General features: G+C 46.2%; 10 protein-coding genes and 1 pseudogene. 2 read left to right on the forward strand and 9 right to left on the reverse strand.

Features of this window, described 5'->3' with window-relative positions; all coding sequences use genetic code 11:
* Positions 1-31: 31 nt before the first annotated feature.
* On the reverse strand, positions 32-2,323 hold the full coding sequence (locus MASE_RS17470; RefSeq protein WP_014951028.1) for a FepA family TonB-dependent siderophore receptor: 2,292 nt from the start codon (positions 2,321-2,323) through the stop codon (positions 32-34).
* A 372-nt stretch (positions 2,324-2,695) separates the two neighbouring features.
* Here MASE_RS17470 and MASE_RS17475 point away from each other — a divergent pair, with 372 nt between their 5' ends.
* Positions 2,696-3,793, forward strand: coding sequence for an alpha-hydroxy acid oxidase (locus MASE_RS17475; protein WP_014951029.1), 1,098 nt, complete (start codon positions 2,696-2,698; stop codon positions 3,791-3,793).
* Between the two features lie 56 nt (positions 3,794-3,849).
* Here the strand turns inward: MASE_RS17475 and MASE_RS17480 are convergent, their stop codons facing one another.
* The 3 genes from MASE_RS17480 to MASE_RS17490 all read right to left on the reverse strand — a co-directional run bounded on the left by MASE_RS17480 (position 3,850) and on the right by MASE_RS17490 (position 8,062).
* Complete coding sequence (locus MASE_RS17480; RefSeq protein ID WP_014951030.1) at positions 3,850-4,530, reverse strand: Fe2+-dependent dioxygenase; 681 nt, start codon at positions 4,528-4,530, stop codon at positions 3,850-3,852.
* Between the two features lie 91 nt (positions 4,531-4,621).
* Positions 4,622-6,835, reverse strand: coding sequence for a TonB-dependent receptor (locus tag MASE_RS17485; protein ID WP_014951031.1), 2,214 nt, complete (start codon positions 6,833-6,835; stop codon positions 4,622-4,624).
* A 261-nt stretch (positions 6,836-7,096) separates the two neighbouring features.
* Positions 7,097-8,062: an alpha/beta hydrolase fold domain-containing protein gene (locus MASE_RS17490; protein WP_014951032.1), complete on the reverse strand. Its 966-nt coding sequence runs from the start codon at positions 8,060-8,062 to the stop codon at positions 7,097-7,099.
* A 405-nt stretch (positions 8,063-8,467) separates the two neighbouring features.
* On the opposite strand from MASE_RS17490, the gene MASE_RS17495 reads away from it, so the two are divergent.
* Positions 8,468-9,355: a TraB/GumN family protein gene (locus MASE_RS17495; protein ID WP_014951033.1), complete on the forward strand. Its 888-nt coding sequence runs from the start codon at positions 8,468-8,470 to the stop codon at positions 9,353-9,355.
* A gap of 186 nt (positions 9,356-9,541) precedes the next feature.
* On the opposite strand, the pseudogene MASE_RS17500 reads toward MASE_RS17495, so the two are convergent.
* The 5 genes and pseudogenes from MASE_RS17500 to rpoC form a co-directional block, all read right to left on the reverse strand.
* A pseudogene (locus MASE_RS17500) lies at positions 9,542-9,757 on the reverse strand (GTP-binding protein); the annotation flags it as partial.
* A 63-nt stretch (positions 9,758-9,820) separates the two neighbouring features.
* A complete protein-coding gene (gene fusA, locus MASE_RS17505; RefSeq protein ID WP_014951035.1) occupies positions 9,821-11,923 on the reverse strand; it encodes an elongation factor G in 2,103 nt (700 codons plus the stop codon).
* Between the two features lie 27 nt (positions 11,924-11,950).
* Entirely contained in the window at positions 11,951-12,421 is a 471-nt protein-coding gene (gene rpsG, locus MASE_RS17510) for a 30S ribosomal protein S7 (RefSeq protein WP_014951036.1), read from the reverse strand.
* A gap of 75 nt (positions 12,422-12,496) precedes the next feature.
* Entirely contained in the window at positions 12,497-12,871 is a 375-nt protein-coding gene (gene rpsL / locus MASE_RS17515; protein ID WP_014951037.1) for a 30S ribosomal protein S12, read from the reverse strand.
* 309 nt (positions 12,872-13,180) lie between these two features.
* A complete protein-coding gene (rpoC, locus tag MASE_RS17520; protein ID WP_014951038.1) occupies positions 13,181-17,353 on the reverse strand; it encodes a DNA-directed RNA polymerase subunit beta' in 4,173 nt (1,390 codons plus the stop codon).
* Positions 17,354-17,389 lie beyond the last annotated feature (36 nt).

Here is a 17,389-nt window from a genome sequence, read left to right on the forward strand (position 1 = left end):
TTTTTAATGTCTTGTCACTGCTTGCTAAGTATTAGAACTGGTAAGTAGCAGACAACAAGAAGCTTCTTTCTGGTTCATTGAAAGTATTCGCCCCTGCGTTAGATGCTTGTGTACCTTCACGCTTAACGCTTTCGTTAAACAAGTTCTTAACCGACACGTTGAAGCTTAAGTTTTCGTCGAACGCGTAAATGGCGTTAATGTTGGTGATGGTATAGGCTTCGCGATCATCAGCTTCGATAACGGCGCCCGAATTAACGCTGGCCGTAGGGCTTTCTGTCTCACCGTAGTGTTGAGCGCTAAGCACAAGCTCAAGTGCATCGGTTGCTTGCCAGCTTATTAGCGAGTTCACTGTGTAGTCAGGAACGATAGATAATGGCTGGCCAGTAGATTTATCTTCTGACTCAAGCATCACGGTAAAGTTGGTCGACCACTCAATAGTGCTGGTTACAGGGAACAACAAGTTACCTTCAAGGCCAGAAATAACCGCTTCAGGAACGTTAAACCACTGGAATACCTGAACGTTTGCCTCGCCACCTTCTTCGCCAGGTAACACATACTCTGGCGGTACATTACCGGTGCCAATTTTGTCTTTATAGTCGTTGTGGAAGTAAGTAATACCCGCGTTCAAACCCTCTTCGTTGGTGTAGTTAACACCAATTTCTTTGTTTACTGAGGTTTCGTGCTCTAGGTCAGGGTTTCCTAGAATGTGACACCCGCCACCTAGGTTAGAGAAGTCAACTGGGCAACCATTACCTCGGGTGTAGTACACGTAGTTAGGGTTTAATTGGTAGAGATTTGGAGCTTTAAAAGCACGGCTAATACCACCTTGAACCACAATATTAGGCGATGCCTGCCATGATGCATTCAAGCTCGGGCTAAGGTTTGTACCCGCTTTGCTGTGATCATCAAAACGCAGTCCAGGCGTAAGCGTGATTGAATCAGTTAGCATGATGTTGTCTTCAACATACACACCTACAAGCGTGGCGTCGGTTTCAGATGGACGATTTTCTGGGTCAGTCTCTACACCAGGAATAGTGCCGTCATCAACCACATTCAGAGAAAGCTGATTGCTAACTGAATCGTCTAGGGTCTCTTTGCGGTATTCCGCACCAAACGTTGCGGTTTGATTGAAGCCGCCTAACGTTAAAGGCACATTCCACTCGGTCTTTGCCGTAATGTTCTCTAATTTGATGGTGGTCATCTCAAGGCTATTAATGCGACCTTCACCACCACCTGCAGAGCCTTCACCTAAACGGCTGTTAGACGTGCTTTCGTATTGGATATAGCTAAATGAATCGCCGAAGTCATACTCACCATTGTGTGTTACGCCGAACGTACGACGGTGCATTACTAGTGTTTCTTCACCAATTAAGCTCTGAGGATCGGTTTCTGCCAGGTCTTCAGGTTCAGGTATGATGACGTTGCCATTTTCATCAACGGGGTAGCTTACGCCTTGAAATGCATTGTCACCGGCATAGCGGTTGCCTTGGCGGCTATAGGCTGCTTCAAAGTCCCAGCGATTAATATCATCTTGGTCGAAGCGAACAAGAGTACGCACGTCGATGTTTTCAACACCTTCACGTCCTGCACCTACCGCTTTTGCTGTACCGCCGCGGCCCGTTGTTACGTCTGTTGCGTCTAAATTTACGCGTGGGTCGTCAGCGTCCTGTTCGTTGTAGTTAACAATAGTGCGGTGAGAGAAGCGCTCAGATAAAGGCGCACTTGTTACTAGGTTAAAACGACGGTTGTCGCCTTCGTATTTATTTGAAGAAAGCTCGGTCTGAGCGGTGATAGAGGTAGAAGCTTCATCAGGAGACTTAGTGATAATATTGATAACACCACCTGATGCGCCAGAGCCATAGCGAGCCGCTGCTGGACCACGAATAACTTCAATGCTCTCAATCGCTTCAGCTGGAACCCAGTTGCTGTCGCCCTGTGTGTTTCGCTCGCCTGAACGGCCCATTTTTACAGAGTTACGCGACAACACTGGCTTGCCGTCAATTAAAATAAGCGTATTTTCTGGACCCATTCCGCGAATGTCGATTTGACGTTTGTTGCCATACTGTCCTGAGCTTGAGTTACCTGTAAGGTTGATACCCGGCATGGTTCTTACAATTTCAGCGATATCGTTAGTGACAGGACGACGTTTGAAATCTTCTTCCGTAATGATAGACACGCCTTGGGCTTGCTTCAGCTCTTCAGACGCAGATTGCACAACGGTGGTGTCGAGCGTTTCTATCTCTTCGCTTTGCGCCAGCACACCCGCTGACAACATGGGAAACAGGGTTCCTAACAAAATAATGCGCTTACCATTTACAGGCATTTGATAATCCTTAATGTGTTGAGTGTTGGCCAGCCAGTGGCTCGCCATTTCAAAATGTTGTGTCTTGTTACGCGCGGCTTAACTTCATAAATGGCTCTAACGCCAAACATGAGCAAAGCACTAACTATTTGAGTTAGGGCAATTGGTGTGATTATTGTTATTCCAAGAAAGAATGCCCAAAAGTGAGACTATCCGTAGAAACTTGCATCCCCTGTCTGTCATAGGGAATTTTCATCGCTTTATTTCTCTTCTTATTTGCAAGAAGTGGCTAATCGTGCTCAAATCGCACTGCATCTTAATGACAATTATTATCATTTGCAATTTAATTAATATTGAAAGGCTTTTTACTTTCTTTACATAAAACTGACGAATATGCTTAAAACACCGCTAAATACAATTCCTAAAACCCTTGCAGCACTGTCTGATTACGAGAACCTGGCTCGGGAGCGACTAACTCCACAATCGTGGGCGTATATTGCCGGTGGCTCTGCAGATGAATTGTCGATGCGAAGAAATCGAGAAAAACTAGACGACCTGTGTTTACTTCCCCGCGCTTTGAAAGATGTCAAACTGGGGGGAACTAAAACCACCTTGTTAGGGCAGCAGTTTGAACACCCTATAATTTCAGGGCCTGTTGCTTATCAAGCGTTAGCGCATCCCGATGGTGAGATTGCGACGGCGATGGCAACACAAGCTCAAGGCGGCTTGTGGGTAATGAGCACGTTAGCCAGTCGCTCCTTTGAAGATATATCTAATCAGGTGGAAAGCCCCCGCTGGTTTCAACTCTATGTTCAACCTACCCGTTCACAAACTCTAGAACTCATACAAAAAGCAGAGCACTTTCAGTTTTCAGCATTGGTAATCACCATCGATGCGCCAATTAACGGCTTGCGAAACCGTGAGCAGAGAGCTGAATTTTCGCTCCCTCCAAATGTGCGCGCGGTCAATATAGATACGCCTCCTCCCTTAGCACCCCCTGGAGAAGGCAAGAGCGTGGTATTTCAAGGGCTTATGGCACAGGCTCCTACATGGGACGATATTGCTTTTATCCAGCAACACACGTCATTGCCCATTGTGTTGAAAGGTATTCTTAATCCACTGGACGCTCAAAAAGCAGCGGAACTTGGCGTAGCGGGTATTGTAGTGTCGAATCACGGCGGCCGTGCTTTGGACAGCGTGCCTTCACCGGTAGAAATGCTTCCTATTATTCGCCAAACGGTTGGTGATGAAATGATGGTACTGGCCGACAGCGGTGTGCGCAGAGGCGCTGATGTGGTAAAGCTCATGGCACTGGGTGCTAACGCCGTGCTTATTGGTCGGCCTCTGATGTACGGATTAGCCACGGCGGGGGCATTAGGTGTTGCTCACACTATTCGATTGTTGAGAGACGAGCTTGAAATGACAATGGCGCTTTGCGGCGTAGGCTCCATAGAAGAAATAAATAAGCACTGTTTATGGCCCACAGCTTAGTCAATTTCTTAGAAAATTTCACCGCGCAAACACGCATTACTTGCAGGTCTTTAAGCTTAGGTTTCACTCCACTGTCTTAACAGATTGTGATACACACCCGAAAGCCTTACAATTTCAGCGTTATTAGGCGTCTCGGCGCTAAGTGCCTGAATACTCATATCTAAGTCGTACAGAATACGGCGTTGTTCAGCACTTCTCACTAAACTTTGCATCCAAAAAAACGATGCGAGTCGACGGCCCTTTGTAACAGGTGTCACTCTATGTAAACTGGTTGATGGGTACATTACCATATCGCCCGCCGCGAATTTCACACGCTGCTCTCCATAAGTATCTTGGATCACGAGCTCTCCCCCTTCGTATTCTTCGGGCTCACTGAGAAAAACCGTCATTGAGATATCCGTACGAACCTTTACAGCAGTTCCTGCCACCCGCCTAATGGTATTATCGATATGATCGCCAAATTCTCCTTCGCTCTGATAGCAGTTGAACATGGGAGGGTATATTTTATTAGGTAGCCCTGCCGCTAATATGTGCTGCGACTGACCCATTAAGCTCAAAATGAAATCCCCTAGCTGGCGTGCCGTGGGAGAATCTTCAGGCAACTGCAGGTTTTTCTTGGCATGTAACGCTAAATGCCCCGCTGTTACAGCGCCATCAACCCAATCGGCTTTCTCAAGAAGCGACACCGCATCGGTGACTTCTTGTTTGGTAAGGAAGTTCTCAATTCTAACCAGCATGATGTTCCCATTGTGGCAAAGCGAGTAAAATATAAAAAACCAGCCAGAGGTCTTTTTACCTAAGGCTGGTTTTATAATAACGAATACTCAATTAGAAAGTATAGTTAGCAAAGACAGCTACACTTCGAGGGTTCCCTGGACGGAAGTGCCCTTTAGCGCTGTAATCTACCACGTACTCTTCATCTGTTAAGTTATCAACGTTTAACTGAAGCTTTAGATCCTCTGTCACTTGATAAGATGCCATTAGGAAAAGCGTAGTGTAAGAATCAACCGTGAAATAAGCCGTATTTCTGCGCCAGTAGGTTTCACCAGAGTTGTAATAGATACCACCGCCCACATTCAGTTTGTTATCCATTGCAGCATAGTTAACCCAAATGTTAGCCGTATCATCTGGCGACGCTTGTAGACCGTTACCGATAGAATCCGCTGTCGTGTCCTGGGTAACTTCAGTATCTAAACTCGCATAGTTTGCAGAGATTGACAGTGAATCAGTAAGCATACCTGTAACGCTGACTTCATAGCCTATAGACTCTTGCTCACCCGCTAGCGAATACACTGTGACACCGTCCTCAATATTTTGTGAATCGACCACGTCTTTCGTAGTTTCAAACACAGCACCGCTAACAAGTAGCTGGTCGTTAAAGAACTGCCATTTCACACCAAGTTCAGTGGTTACTGCATTTTCAGGCCTTACCGCATTTTGCGCGGCGTTGGTTGATAGCGCTAACGCTACGCCGGGCGGCTGCTTAGAATTACTGTGACTTAGGTAAATATTACCGTTCTCTGTAGGCATATAGCTCACCGCTGCACCGTAGCTAAAGTAGCTGTCTTGAGCGTCGAGCCCATCGAAACAACCGCTACGTCGACCACACGCAGAACCGGAGATATCAAAATCGTCATAACGCGCGTTTATGTCTACTTGAAGGTGCTCACCGACTTTGATGGTATCTAGAAGATATAAGGCTACCGTGCTCGCATCACCCGAAGTGTCATTGCCGCTATGCGTTGTACCACCTGTTACAAACACGTTGTTTTGCAAGTCGAAAGGGTTAATGGTGGGAGCTTCCAACACATTGCCTTGCCCATCGACATAGGTGTAATTTGCTGTCACACCAAAACTGGTACGCTCTTCTTCTGCTACTTCTGCACCCAGCACAACTCGATGCTTCAAAGCCCCAGATTCAAGCGAAAGAATTGCGTCTAGTTGTGATACAAATAAATCAGTCTCTTCGTCCAATGCTTGCAAGCGCTCAGCATTCAATAGGTTAGCTTCTTCACCTGAATTCCACCACGGACGACCAATTACTGACTCTTTTTCGTTGCTACCAAAACGGGTTTGGCTACGAAGCGTTACCACGTCGTTTACTTTGTGATTGATAACTAAGGTGTACATTTGTGTCGACACTTCTTCGAAGTCGCGGCCCGGCACACTGTAATATTCGTCCCATAAACCCGAATCTATCGGTCCTTCGGGCTGACCTGTAGCTTCTGCAGCCGCTGAAGTTAGGAAGGGAAGACCAAGCACCGGAACGTTATCCTGCTCCATCACAAATACATCAAGGTTTATGTCTGTTGCTTCATTCACTTTATAAAGTAATGAGCCCGCCACACCAGTGGTTTGGTATTCCTCAACGCCATTGTCAAAGAAGTCACCGCCATCGCTGTATAACAGGTTTAAACGGCCCGCAACATTCTCAGAAAGCTTCTTATTGTAATCCAGTGTTACACGTGCGTTTTCGAAAGAGTCATAGCGACCTGACACTGCACCAAAATCTTCAAGTCGCGCACGTTTAGTTGCCAGGTTAACGCTACCACCACCGGTAGAGCGACCGTCTAACGAGCCGCTTCCGCCCTTGATAACTTCTACAGCTTCGTAGTTGAAAGTATCGCGGCTGTAACCAGCTATATCGCGAATACCGTCTACATAGATATTTGAGCGTGCATCAAAACCACGAATGGTGACCTTGTCGCTGGCAGACACGACACCGCCACCACCTTCACCACCACCAAACGTTGATACGCCTGCAACGTTTCGAAGCGCATCGTTTAAGTTGGTAATCCCCTGATCTTCAAGAAGGCGTTCTGAAATCACGTTGATCGAACGAGGGGTATTCGCGATGGGTTGCGTTAGCTTTACTGAAGAGGTTTCGTCAACTTTATAACCCGCTTCTTCGGTAGCTTGAACCTTAGTGGTTTCTAACTCTTGAACTGCGGTATTCTCTTGTTGAGCGAGTGCGGTTCCAAATGGTATTGCTGCGGTGACTGTCAGCGCTAGTGCGCTTTTTTTTGTATTCATTTTCTTCATGAAAAAGAAGTCCCTTTAGTGCTTTTAAGTGTGTGATTAAATGCCTAAATGTACCGAGTTGAATTTTGGCACCGAGTAAAATACAGAGAGATTAAACTAAATGCAAATTATTATTATTTGCATATGCTTTTACAAATTTACACTGAACTGACAGTCAGAACTGATAAAACGCGGGTTGATTAAGAATAAGCACAAGCTTATATGGCTTTCTTTTTCATTGGCTAAAGGTGTTTTGTAACAGTATGGTTTTGTAGAATTGAGCTAGAGATTCTGTAAGAAAAATGCCCTTAGTTCATCATAAGTCATATAAGACTCTGGAGTTTCATGGGCAATGAGGTATTCCGCATGAGACAGTCCCTCCACAATCTCAAGTTGACTCGTACCGTTGAAATCGCGAATTTTTCTATGCAGACGGACTGCATCGCTTAAAAATAGATCGCGTGTTCCTGCCACGATGAAAACAGGCGGAAACGAAGTAAAGTCACCATAAATAGGCGAAACACTAGGGTGTGATAAGTCGATAGTTCCAGCGTAAAGCGCTGCCGCAGATTGTAGTAGTCCTTCGTAGGTAACCAGCACACGATCAGCACCTTCATTAACTTGTCGACTATCCCCTGCCTGCGTTAAATCTACCCATGGTGTGCCTGTATAGATAGCGCAAGGAAGGCTTATACTCTCGGCGGCCAGTGATTGTATAAGCGCAAGAACCAGCCCTGCGCCTGCAGATGTCCCTCCAACGAGGATGCGACGACTCTCAACGCTATCTAAAAGCGCTAGGTATACAGCTTTTAAATCACAAAGCGCGGCAGGTGCTGGGGCATTTGGCGGCATAGCGTAATCTACACTCAATACGGTTATTCCTAACCGTGATGCAATCAATAACCCTTCTTCAATACTCGGCAAGCCGCCAAAAAATACATAGGCGCCCCCATGCACGTCTATATAAACATGGTTTTCAAAATGCGGTGACACCTCTTTCGGCGTGAGCTTACGAACTGTTACGCCTGCTATTTCCAGTAATTCCACACTGACATCTAATTGCTTGCGCATGTTCTTTACTTTTTTCTTTTGCTGCGCATTTCGTTGCTGCACGAGTTCCCGCCAACTAGCAGCATCTTGAGGTACCGTTGCCTTAACCTCTGCGATAGGTGTCGTCGGAAATTTTTCGATAGCATGCTTAAGAGCATCACTAACGGTCTGTGTTTTTGGTTCGTTAGGTTTTGACATTATTTTTGAAGTGTTAAAGTTAATAAACAGCGAGTTGGTGCCAAGAATGTATGAATCCTACCAGCCTACACCGAATATGGAGTGCATAGCGTAACGTATTAACTCGCCCGAAGCTTTAACATATAGTTTATACCAGTCCGCAGAGATAATTACTCACTCAGCGAGAGTTGAAATGTTCGCGACCGCGGCGTGTTACCGCAGGTATAGTGGTTCGACATCAAAGTGACACAACAAAGAGTAATAAAATCTGTATTGAAGATCAGTCCTTACTTGGTTGAGCATCTGATATGATTGGAAATACTAGTCGAGCGCAGTGTGTTTTGGGGGCAGACAGGAAGAATTAAGCTGCATGTAGCCAATACACTCTAAGACATCTTGGTAGAATAGTTAATAAGGATATATACAATGAAAAGAATACCCCTTCGTAAATGGGCAATGGCGGCAAGTTTCGCTATTTCGGCAACAGCCTTTGCAGGAAATGTAGAGCACGACCAGACCTCGGTTTGGAAAGTGTCGAAAGGCGATGTTGCGGTTTATGTAGGTGGTACAATACATATTCTGCCAATCTCTGAATTTCCATTGCCCGCTACTTTCACTGAAACCTATGAAAAAAGTGACACTTTAGTTTTTGAAGTAAAAATGCCTGCCCCAACGGATATTGAAGGTCAGCAAAAAATGATGGCTGGGCTTGCTTACAAAGACGGTAAGTCGCTTAAAGATGATGTATCAGAAGAGACCTATCAGGCTCTCAATGTTTATTTAGCCAACTTTGGCGCAACAGCCGATCAGTTAGCGCAGTTTAAGCCAGGCATGGTTGCATCAATGCTGGTAGCTATGGAAGCACAACGCTCTCAGTTAGCTGGACAAGGTGTAGATGCCTACTTCATGCAGTTAGCTGCTCGCGACGGAAAAGCCAGTGAATATCTGGAATCGTTAGATTTTCAAATCAGTATGCTTGCCAATATGGGAGCCGGTGAAGAAGACCGCCTCATTTCTGAAACTTTGGAAACGCTACCAGAGCTAAAAGACATGCTTAAAAGCACCATAAAAGCATGGAGAGAAGGGAATACTCAGAAAATCGATGAACTGGTGGTAGACACATTCAAACGTGAATCTCCCGCTTCGTACGACGATGTTTTTACTAAGCGCAACCAAAACTGGCTACCTCAAATCGAAGCCATGTTTGGCGATGATGACCAAGAATTTGTCTTAGTCGGTGCTGGCCACCTAGTTGGCGATGACAGTGTTATCGCCTTATTAAAAGCGAAAGGCTACAAAGTCGAGCAAATGTAACCCCCTTGTTGCTACCGACCTAAATATCAAAGCTAGGCATAGTCCTAGCTTTTTTATGTCTATTACAGCGGGAAATCGCTCTCTCAACCTGACACCGCAGGGATGCGGTGTCGGAGCTCTTACATAAAAGCAAGGATGGCTTTACGGCGTGTTTCAGAGGGCACAACAATCACGAACTAAATCGCAGGTATCGTATTCTACGTGTGAAGTAGAGATGGTGATACCACGTGCTTTTTCTTCAGGCGCGTTATCGATTTGATCGAAAGCCTGTGCGTTACCACCGTAAGTCTTTGAAAGAACTGTAGTGATTGCTGCAGTTAGCGTAGTTTTACCGTGGTCAACGTGGCCGATTGTACCCACGTTTACGTGGGGTTTCGTACGTTCAAACTTTTCTTTTGCCATTTTTCTCGTTTCCTAAGTTAAAAGTCCGACCCACCAATAGACCGGACCGAACCTTCATTTAGATTAAATTCTAGATTCAATAATAGCCTGCGCCACATTGTTCGGCGCCTCAGAATAATTGAAGAACTCCATTGAGTATGAAGCACGACCTTGTGTTTGTGAACGCAAGTCAGTTGCGTAGCCAAACATTTCTGAAAGCGGCACTTTAGCACGTATTATTTTAACACCTGCGACGCCATCTTCCATACCTTCGATCATGCCGCGGCGACGATTAATGTCACCAACTACATCACCCATCCAGTCTTCTGGAGTAGTCACTTCAACTTTCATTGTGGGTTCAAGTAACACCGGATTTGCTTCTGCGGCGCCTTTTTTGAAACCCATAGAGCCGGCGATCTTAAACGCCATTTCAGAAGAGTCAACATCGTGGTATGAACCGTCAAACAGCGTAACCTTTACATCAAGTACTGGATACCCTGCAAGAACACCACTTCGCATCTGCTCCTGAATTCCTTTATCGACCGCTGGAATGAACTCTTTTGGTACCACACCACCGACGATTTCGTTCACAAATTCGTAGCCTGAACCTTCTTCTTGAGGCTCAATGCGCAGCCATACATGACCAAATTGGCCGCGGCCGCCTGACTGACGAACGAACTTCCCTTCAACTTCAACAGATTTACGAAGGGTTTCACGATAAGCAACCTGAGGGTTACCTACGTTACATTCAACTTTAAATTCGCGCTTCATGCGGTCGACAATGATATCAAGGTGAAGTTCACCCATACCTGAGATAATCGTCTGGCCTGTCTCGTCGTCAGTTTTCACTTTGAATGACGGATCTTCAGCTGCAAGCTTGCTTAGGGCTATGCCCATTTTCTCTTGGTCAGCTTGCGACTTAGGCTCAACCGCAATTGAAATTACCGGCTCTGGGAACTCCATACGCTCTAGCGTAATAACATGGTTAGGGTCACAAAGCGTATCACCGGTTGTTACATCTTTAAGGCCAATGGCCGCAGCGATGTCACCTGCGCGTACTTCTTTAATTTCTTCACGGTCTTTCGCGTGCATTTGCACAATACGACCAAAGCGCTCACGCTTGCCCTTAACAGGGTTGTAAACCGTATCACCCGTGTTTACTACACCAGAGTAACAACGGAAGAAGGTTAGCGTACCCACAAATGGGTCGGTCGCTATTTTAAATGCTAGCGCTGAGAACGGCTCATCGTCACTTGAATGACGCTCTGCTTCTGTCTCGTCTTTGTCGTCAAGTACACCAGTGATGGCCTTAACTTCTGTTGGAGACGGAAGATAATGAATAACAGAGTCTAGTACTGCCTGAACACCTTTGTTTTTGAAGGCACTGCCACAGGTGGCAAGAACAATTTCGTTGTTCAGCGTACGCTGACGAAGGCCTGAACGAATTTCTTCCTCAGAAAGCTCTTCACCTTCCAAGTATTTATTCATTAGCTCATCAGATGCTTCTGCAGCCGCTTCGATCATTTCGGTACGGTACTGCTCAGCGGTATCTAAATATTCAGCCGGAATGTCTTCATAGGTAAATGTCATACCCATGTCTTCTTCATTCCAGTTGATGGCTTTCATCTTCACAAGGTCGATGACGCCATGGAAATTCTCTTCAGCGCCCATGTTGATTTGAATCGGAACACAGTTTGCGCCTAAACGCTTGCGGATTTGACCCACAACACGTTCAAAATCAGCGCCAGCCCGGTCCATCTTATTAACGAACACAAGGCGTGGCACTTGATATTTGTCAGCCTGTCGCCAGACTGTCTCTGATTGAGGTTCTACCCCAGAAGACCCACAGAAAACAACAACTGCACCGTCTAGTACACGCAATGAACGCTCTACTTCGATAGTAAAGTCAACGTGTCCAGGGGTGTCGATGATGTTGATCCTGTGTTGATCGAACTGTTGCTCCATACCAGACCAGAAACAAGTCGTTGCAGCAGACGTGATAGTAATACCACGCTCCTGCTCTTGCTCCATCCAGTCCATGGTAGCAGCACCATCGTGCACTTCACCGATTTTGTGAGACAGTCCTGTATAAAACAGAACACGCTCTGTGGTCGTGGTTTTACCCGCGTCCACGTGAGCCACAATACCAATATTGCGATAACGCTCAATCGAGGTCTTACGAGGCATAAATCTCTCTCAGTTAAATAACGTTGATTACCAACGGTAGTGAGCAAACGCTTTGTTTGCTTCGGCCATACGGTGAACGTCTTCACGTTTCTTAACCGCTGAACCTTTATTATCTGCTGCGTCTAGCATTTCAGCCGCTAGGCGTTGTGCCATAGACTTTTCGCCACGTTTACGTGCAGCTTCAACCATCCAACGCATACCTAGCGCGTTACGACGAACTGGACGTACTTCAACTGGAACCTGATAAGTTGAACCACCAACACGACGAGACTTAACCTCTACTGTTGGGCGGATGTTATCAAGCGCTTCCTCGAAGATATCTAGGTGTGCTTTGCCGGTTTTTTCAGCAACAATATCAAGCGCACCGTAAACGATTTTTTCAGCGACTGACTTTTTGCCGTCGAGCATTACGACATTCATGAATTTCGCAAGCAGTTGTGAACCAAATTTTGGCTCTGGTAGGATTTTACGTTGACCTACGACTCTTCTTCTTGGCATTTTCTATTCTCCGTATGAATTCAGGGAAAACCCAAAACTCTTAAACTTCAGTTTGGCCTTACTAACGGAGAACCGTTATGACTTAGGCTTCTTCGCGCCGTACTTAGAACGGGCTTGTTTACGATCGTTTACACCTGCGCAGTCAAGAGTACCGCGAACTGTGTGATAACGAACACCTGGTAGATCTTTAACACGACCACCACGGATAAGTACTACACTGTGCTCTTGTAGGTTGTGACCTTCACCACCGATGTATGAAGAAACTTCAAAACCGTTAGTTAGACGTACACGACATACTTTACGTAGTGCAGAGTTTGGTTTCTTAGGCGTAGTAGTATATACACGAGTACATACACCACGTCTTTGTGGACAAGCTTGTAGAGCAGCTACGTTGCTTTTTTCAACGGGCTTTCTACGCGGCTTGCGCACTAACTGGTTAACTGTTGCCATTAACTAGCTCCTGATTAAAAACTACGAAAACCCAATCACTGTGATTGGGTCCATATTAATACGATTAATTGCTTAATCGCTCTTGTTTGTGAACATTGTGCTCGTCAACATTCACTGAGCTCTGATACAAAAAACCGCGACCGTTTATCGAGCCACTTATTGGCTATCCAAAATCGGGTCGCGGAATATTAAAGATCATCGCTCTGACTGTCAAGGTGTACAAAGGTTAAGCAGTTAATTTATCTGCAATCTGTACAACATGACTGCCAAATTGTTAGGAGTACGTTAACGTACTCCTATGATCTTGCCTTATTCGGCAGTATCTTCGTCTGCACCAGCATTAAGCGCTTCGGTTAGTGCCTGTTCTGCTTCAGCAGCAGAAACTGACATTTCTTCGATTTGCTCTTTGCGACGTTGTGCACGGCGTTCGTGGTAAGCGAAACCTGTACCCGCTGGAATTAGTCGACCAACGATTACGTTTTCTTTCAGACCGCGTAGGTCATCTTCTTTACCTTGAACCGCAGCTTCAGTTAGAACACGTGTTGTTTCTTGGAACGATGCCGCTGAGATAAATGACTCAGTAGACAGTGACGCTTTAGTGATACCAAGCAGCTGTGTTTCGTACTGCGCTGGGATCTTGCCGTGTTTTTCAATTTCACGGTTAGCCACTTTAACGTTCGATACTTCAACCTGTTCGCCTTCAAGGAACTGCGTATCGCCTGGATTAGTGATAATGCACTTGCGTAGCATCTGACGGATAACTACTTCAATGTGCTTATCGTTAATCTTAACACCCTGTAGGCGGTAAACTTCCTGAACTTCGTTCACGATGTAGTTTGCTACAGCTGAGATACCACGTAGACGTAGGATATCGTGTGGAGACTCTGGACCATCAGCGATAACTTCGCCTTTTTCCACTTTCTCACCTTCGAACACGTTAAGCTGACGCCACTTAGGAATCATCTCTTCGTACGCGTCACCCTCAGCAGGTGTAATTACAAGACGCTTCTTACCTTTGGTCTCTTTACCGAAGCCGATAGTACCTGAGATTTCTGCAAGGATAGCAGGCTCTTTAGGCTTACGTGCTTCAAATAGGTCCGCAACGCGCGGTAGACCACCCGTGATATCACGAGTCTTCGAGCTTTCCTGAGGAATACGTGCTAGCACGTCACCTTCGTTAGCCACTTTGCCTTCTTTCGCTTCGATGGTTGTGAAGCTTGGAAGACGAATTTCTTGAAGACCGAACTCGTCGCTTTCAAGAATTAGCTTAGGCTCTTTAGAGTTTACTTTCGCAAGGTCTTTAACAACGATACGGGTTAGACCAGTAAGCTCGTCTTGCTGCATTTCGGTGTTAGAGTCATCAATGTCAGCGAAGCTAATCTTAGCTGCACGTTCAGTGATGATTGGGTGACTATGCGGATCCCAGTTAGCAACAACGTCGCCAGCTGCAATAGTTGCACCGTCATCCACGCTAAGTACAGCACCGTAAGGTACTTTATAGCGCTCTTTCTCACGGCCTTGCTCGTCGATAACAGTAAGTTCTGTTGAACGAGAAACGATAACCACTTTGCCGTCAGAGTTACGTACGAACTTCGCGTTGTGTAGCTTAAGGCTACCCGCAGTCTTAACTTGTACGCTGTTCTCAGCAGATGCTCTTGATGCCGCACCACCGATGTGGAACGTACGCATGGTAAGCTGTGTACCTGGCTCACCGATTGACTGTGCTGCAATAACACCAACCGATTCACCGCTACCCACCATGTGACCACGTGCAAGGTCACGACCGTAACACTTAGCACAAACACCGAAGTCGTTGTCACAAGTGATTACCGAGCGAACCATGATTTGGTCAACTGAGTTAGCTTCAAGCATGTCTACTAACGCTTCGTCTAGAAGAACGTTCCGCTCAACTAGTACTTCGTTAGTACCTGGCTTAAGTACATCTTCTGCTACCACACGGCCTAGTACACGCTCGCGTAGTGGCTCAACAACGTCACCACCTTCGATTAGTGGTGTCATTTGAACACCTTCGAATGTGCCACAGTCGTCGTTAGTGATTACCAAGTCTTGTGCAACGTCTACTAGACGACGCGTTAGGTAACCCGAGTTCGCTGTCTTAAGTGCGGTATCCCCAAGACCTTTACGAGCACCGTGAGTTGAGATGAAGTACTGTAGTACGTTCAGACCTTCACGGAAGTTCGCCGTAATTGGGGTTTCGATGATTGAGCCATCTGGCTTAGCCATCAGACCACGCATACCAGCTAGCTGACGAATCTGAGCGGCACTACCACGAGCACCCGAGTCGGCCATCATGTAAACAGAGTTAAATGATGATTGCTCTTCTTCTTCGCCATCGCGGTTAATTACGATGTCAGTCTTAAGGTTATCCATCATGGCCTTAGCAACTTTTTCGTTGGCATTTGACCAGATATCGATAACTTTGTTGTAACGCTCACCCGCGGTAACAAGACCGTTTTGGAACTGTTCCTGAATTTCGATAACTTCTGCTTCTGCTGCGTCGATGATGTCTTTCTTAGCAGCAGGGATAACCATATCGTCGATACCAACAGACGCACCCGCGATCATCGCGTAGTGGAACCCGGTATACATGATTTGGTCAGCAGCAATTACTGTATCTTTCAGACCTAGCGTACGGTAACAAGCATTCAATAGTCTTGAAATTTGCTTCTTGCCCATCGCTTGGTTGATGATTTCAAACGGCAGACCCTTTGGAAGGATCAGTGAGAAAATCGCACGACCAACCGTAGTGTCAGTTAGCGTTACTTTCTCAGTTTTGTTGCCATCTTCATCGATGTCATATTCAGTAATACGTACTTTAACGCGAGAGTGAAGCTCAGCATTACCTGTACGGTATGCTTTTTCTGCTTCATTCGGGCTGGTGAATACCATGCCTTCGCCTAAGCCGTTTACTTTGTCACGCGTTAGGTAATAAAGACCCAATACAACGTCCTGTGAAGGTACGATGATTGGCTCACCATTCGCAGGTGACAGAATGTTGTTCGTTGACATCATAAGTGCACGTGCTTCTAGCTGTGCTTCGATTGTCAACGGAACGTGTACCGCCATTTGGTCACCATCGAAGTCGGCGTTGTACGCCGCACACACTAGCGGGTGAAGCTGAATCGCTTTACCTTCGATTAGTGTTGGTTCGAATGCTTGGATACCCAAACGGTGAAGTGTAGGTGCACGGTTAAGTAGTACCGGGTGTTCGCGGATAACGTCGTCTAGTACGTCCCAAACCTCTGGTGCTTCGCGCTCTACAAGCTTCTTAGCTGCTTTAATTGTTGTCGCAAGACCACGACCTTCAAGCTTACCGTAGATAAACGGCTTAAATAGCTCAAGTGCCATCTTCTTAGGAAGACCACACTGGTGAAGACGTAGCGTAGGACCAACGGTAATTACAGAACGGCCTGAGTAGTCAACACGCTTACCAAGAAGGTTTTGACGGAAACGACCTTGCTTACCTTTGATCATGTCTGCAAGCGACTTAAGTGGACGCTTGTTAGAACCGGTAATCGCACGACCACGACGTCCGTTATCTAGAAGCGCATCTACAGACTCTTGAAGCATACGCTTTTCGTTGCGTACGATGATGTCTGGAGCAGCTAGGTCTAGAAGACGCTTAAGACGGTTGTTACGGTTAATAACACGACGGTATAGGTCGTTAAGGTCAGACGTTGCAAAACGGCCGCCATCTAGTGGTACTAGAGGACGTAAATCTGGTGGAAGTACCGGAAGAACCGTCATGATCATCCACTCTGGCTTGTTACCAGACTGTTGGAATGACTCAAGCAACTTAAGACGCTTAGTAATTTTCTTACGCTTAGTTTCAGAGTTGATTGAAGGCAGCTCTTCACGCATAGCCGCAACGTCTGCGTCTACGTCTAGTGCTGTAAGAAGATCGAATACTGCTTCAGCACCCATCTTCGCTTCAAACTCATCACCGTGCTCTTCAAGTGCATCCAAGTATTCTTCTTCGTTAAGAAGTTGGCTGCGCTCAAGCGTAGTCATACCTGGCTCTGTAACCACGTATGATTCAAAGTAAAGTACACGTTCAATATCACGAAGTGTCATATCTAGCATTAGGCCGATACGAGACGGAAGTGATTTCAGGAACCAGATGTGTGCTACCGGGCTAGCTAGCTCGATGTGACCCATACGCTCACGACGTACTTTAGTCAGTGTAACTTCAACGCCACACTTCTCACAGATAACACCACGGTGCTTAAGGCGCTTGTACTTACCGCAAAGACACTCGTAGTCTTTAACCGGACCAAAGATACGCGCACAGAACAGACCGTCACGCTCAGGCTTGAACGTACGGTAGTTAATTGTTTCAGGCTTTTTAACTTCACCGAATGACCATGAACGGATCATGTCAGGTGAAGACAGACCGATTCGAATATTATCGAATTCTTCAGTCTTGTTTTGTTGCTTTAGAAACTTTAATAAGTCTTTCACATTACTCTCCCAGCGGAGTCAGTCTCTAGAGCCCGG

The sequence above is a fragment of the Alteromonas macleodii ATCC 27126 genome (assembly GCF_000172635.2).
Taxonomy (GTDB): Bacteria; Pseudomonadota; Gammaproteobacteria; order Enterobacterales; family Alteromonadaceae; genus Alteromonas; species Alteromonas macleodii.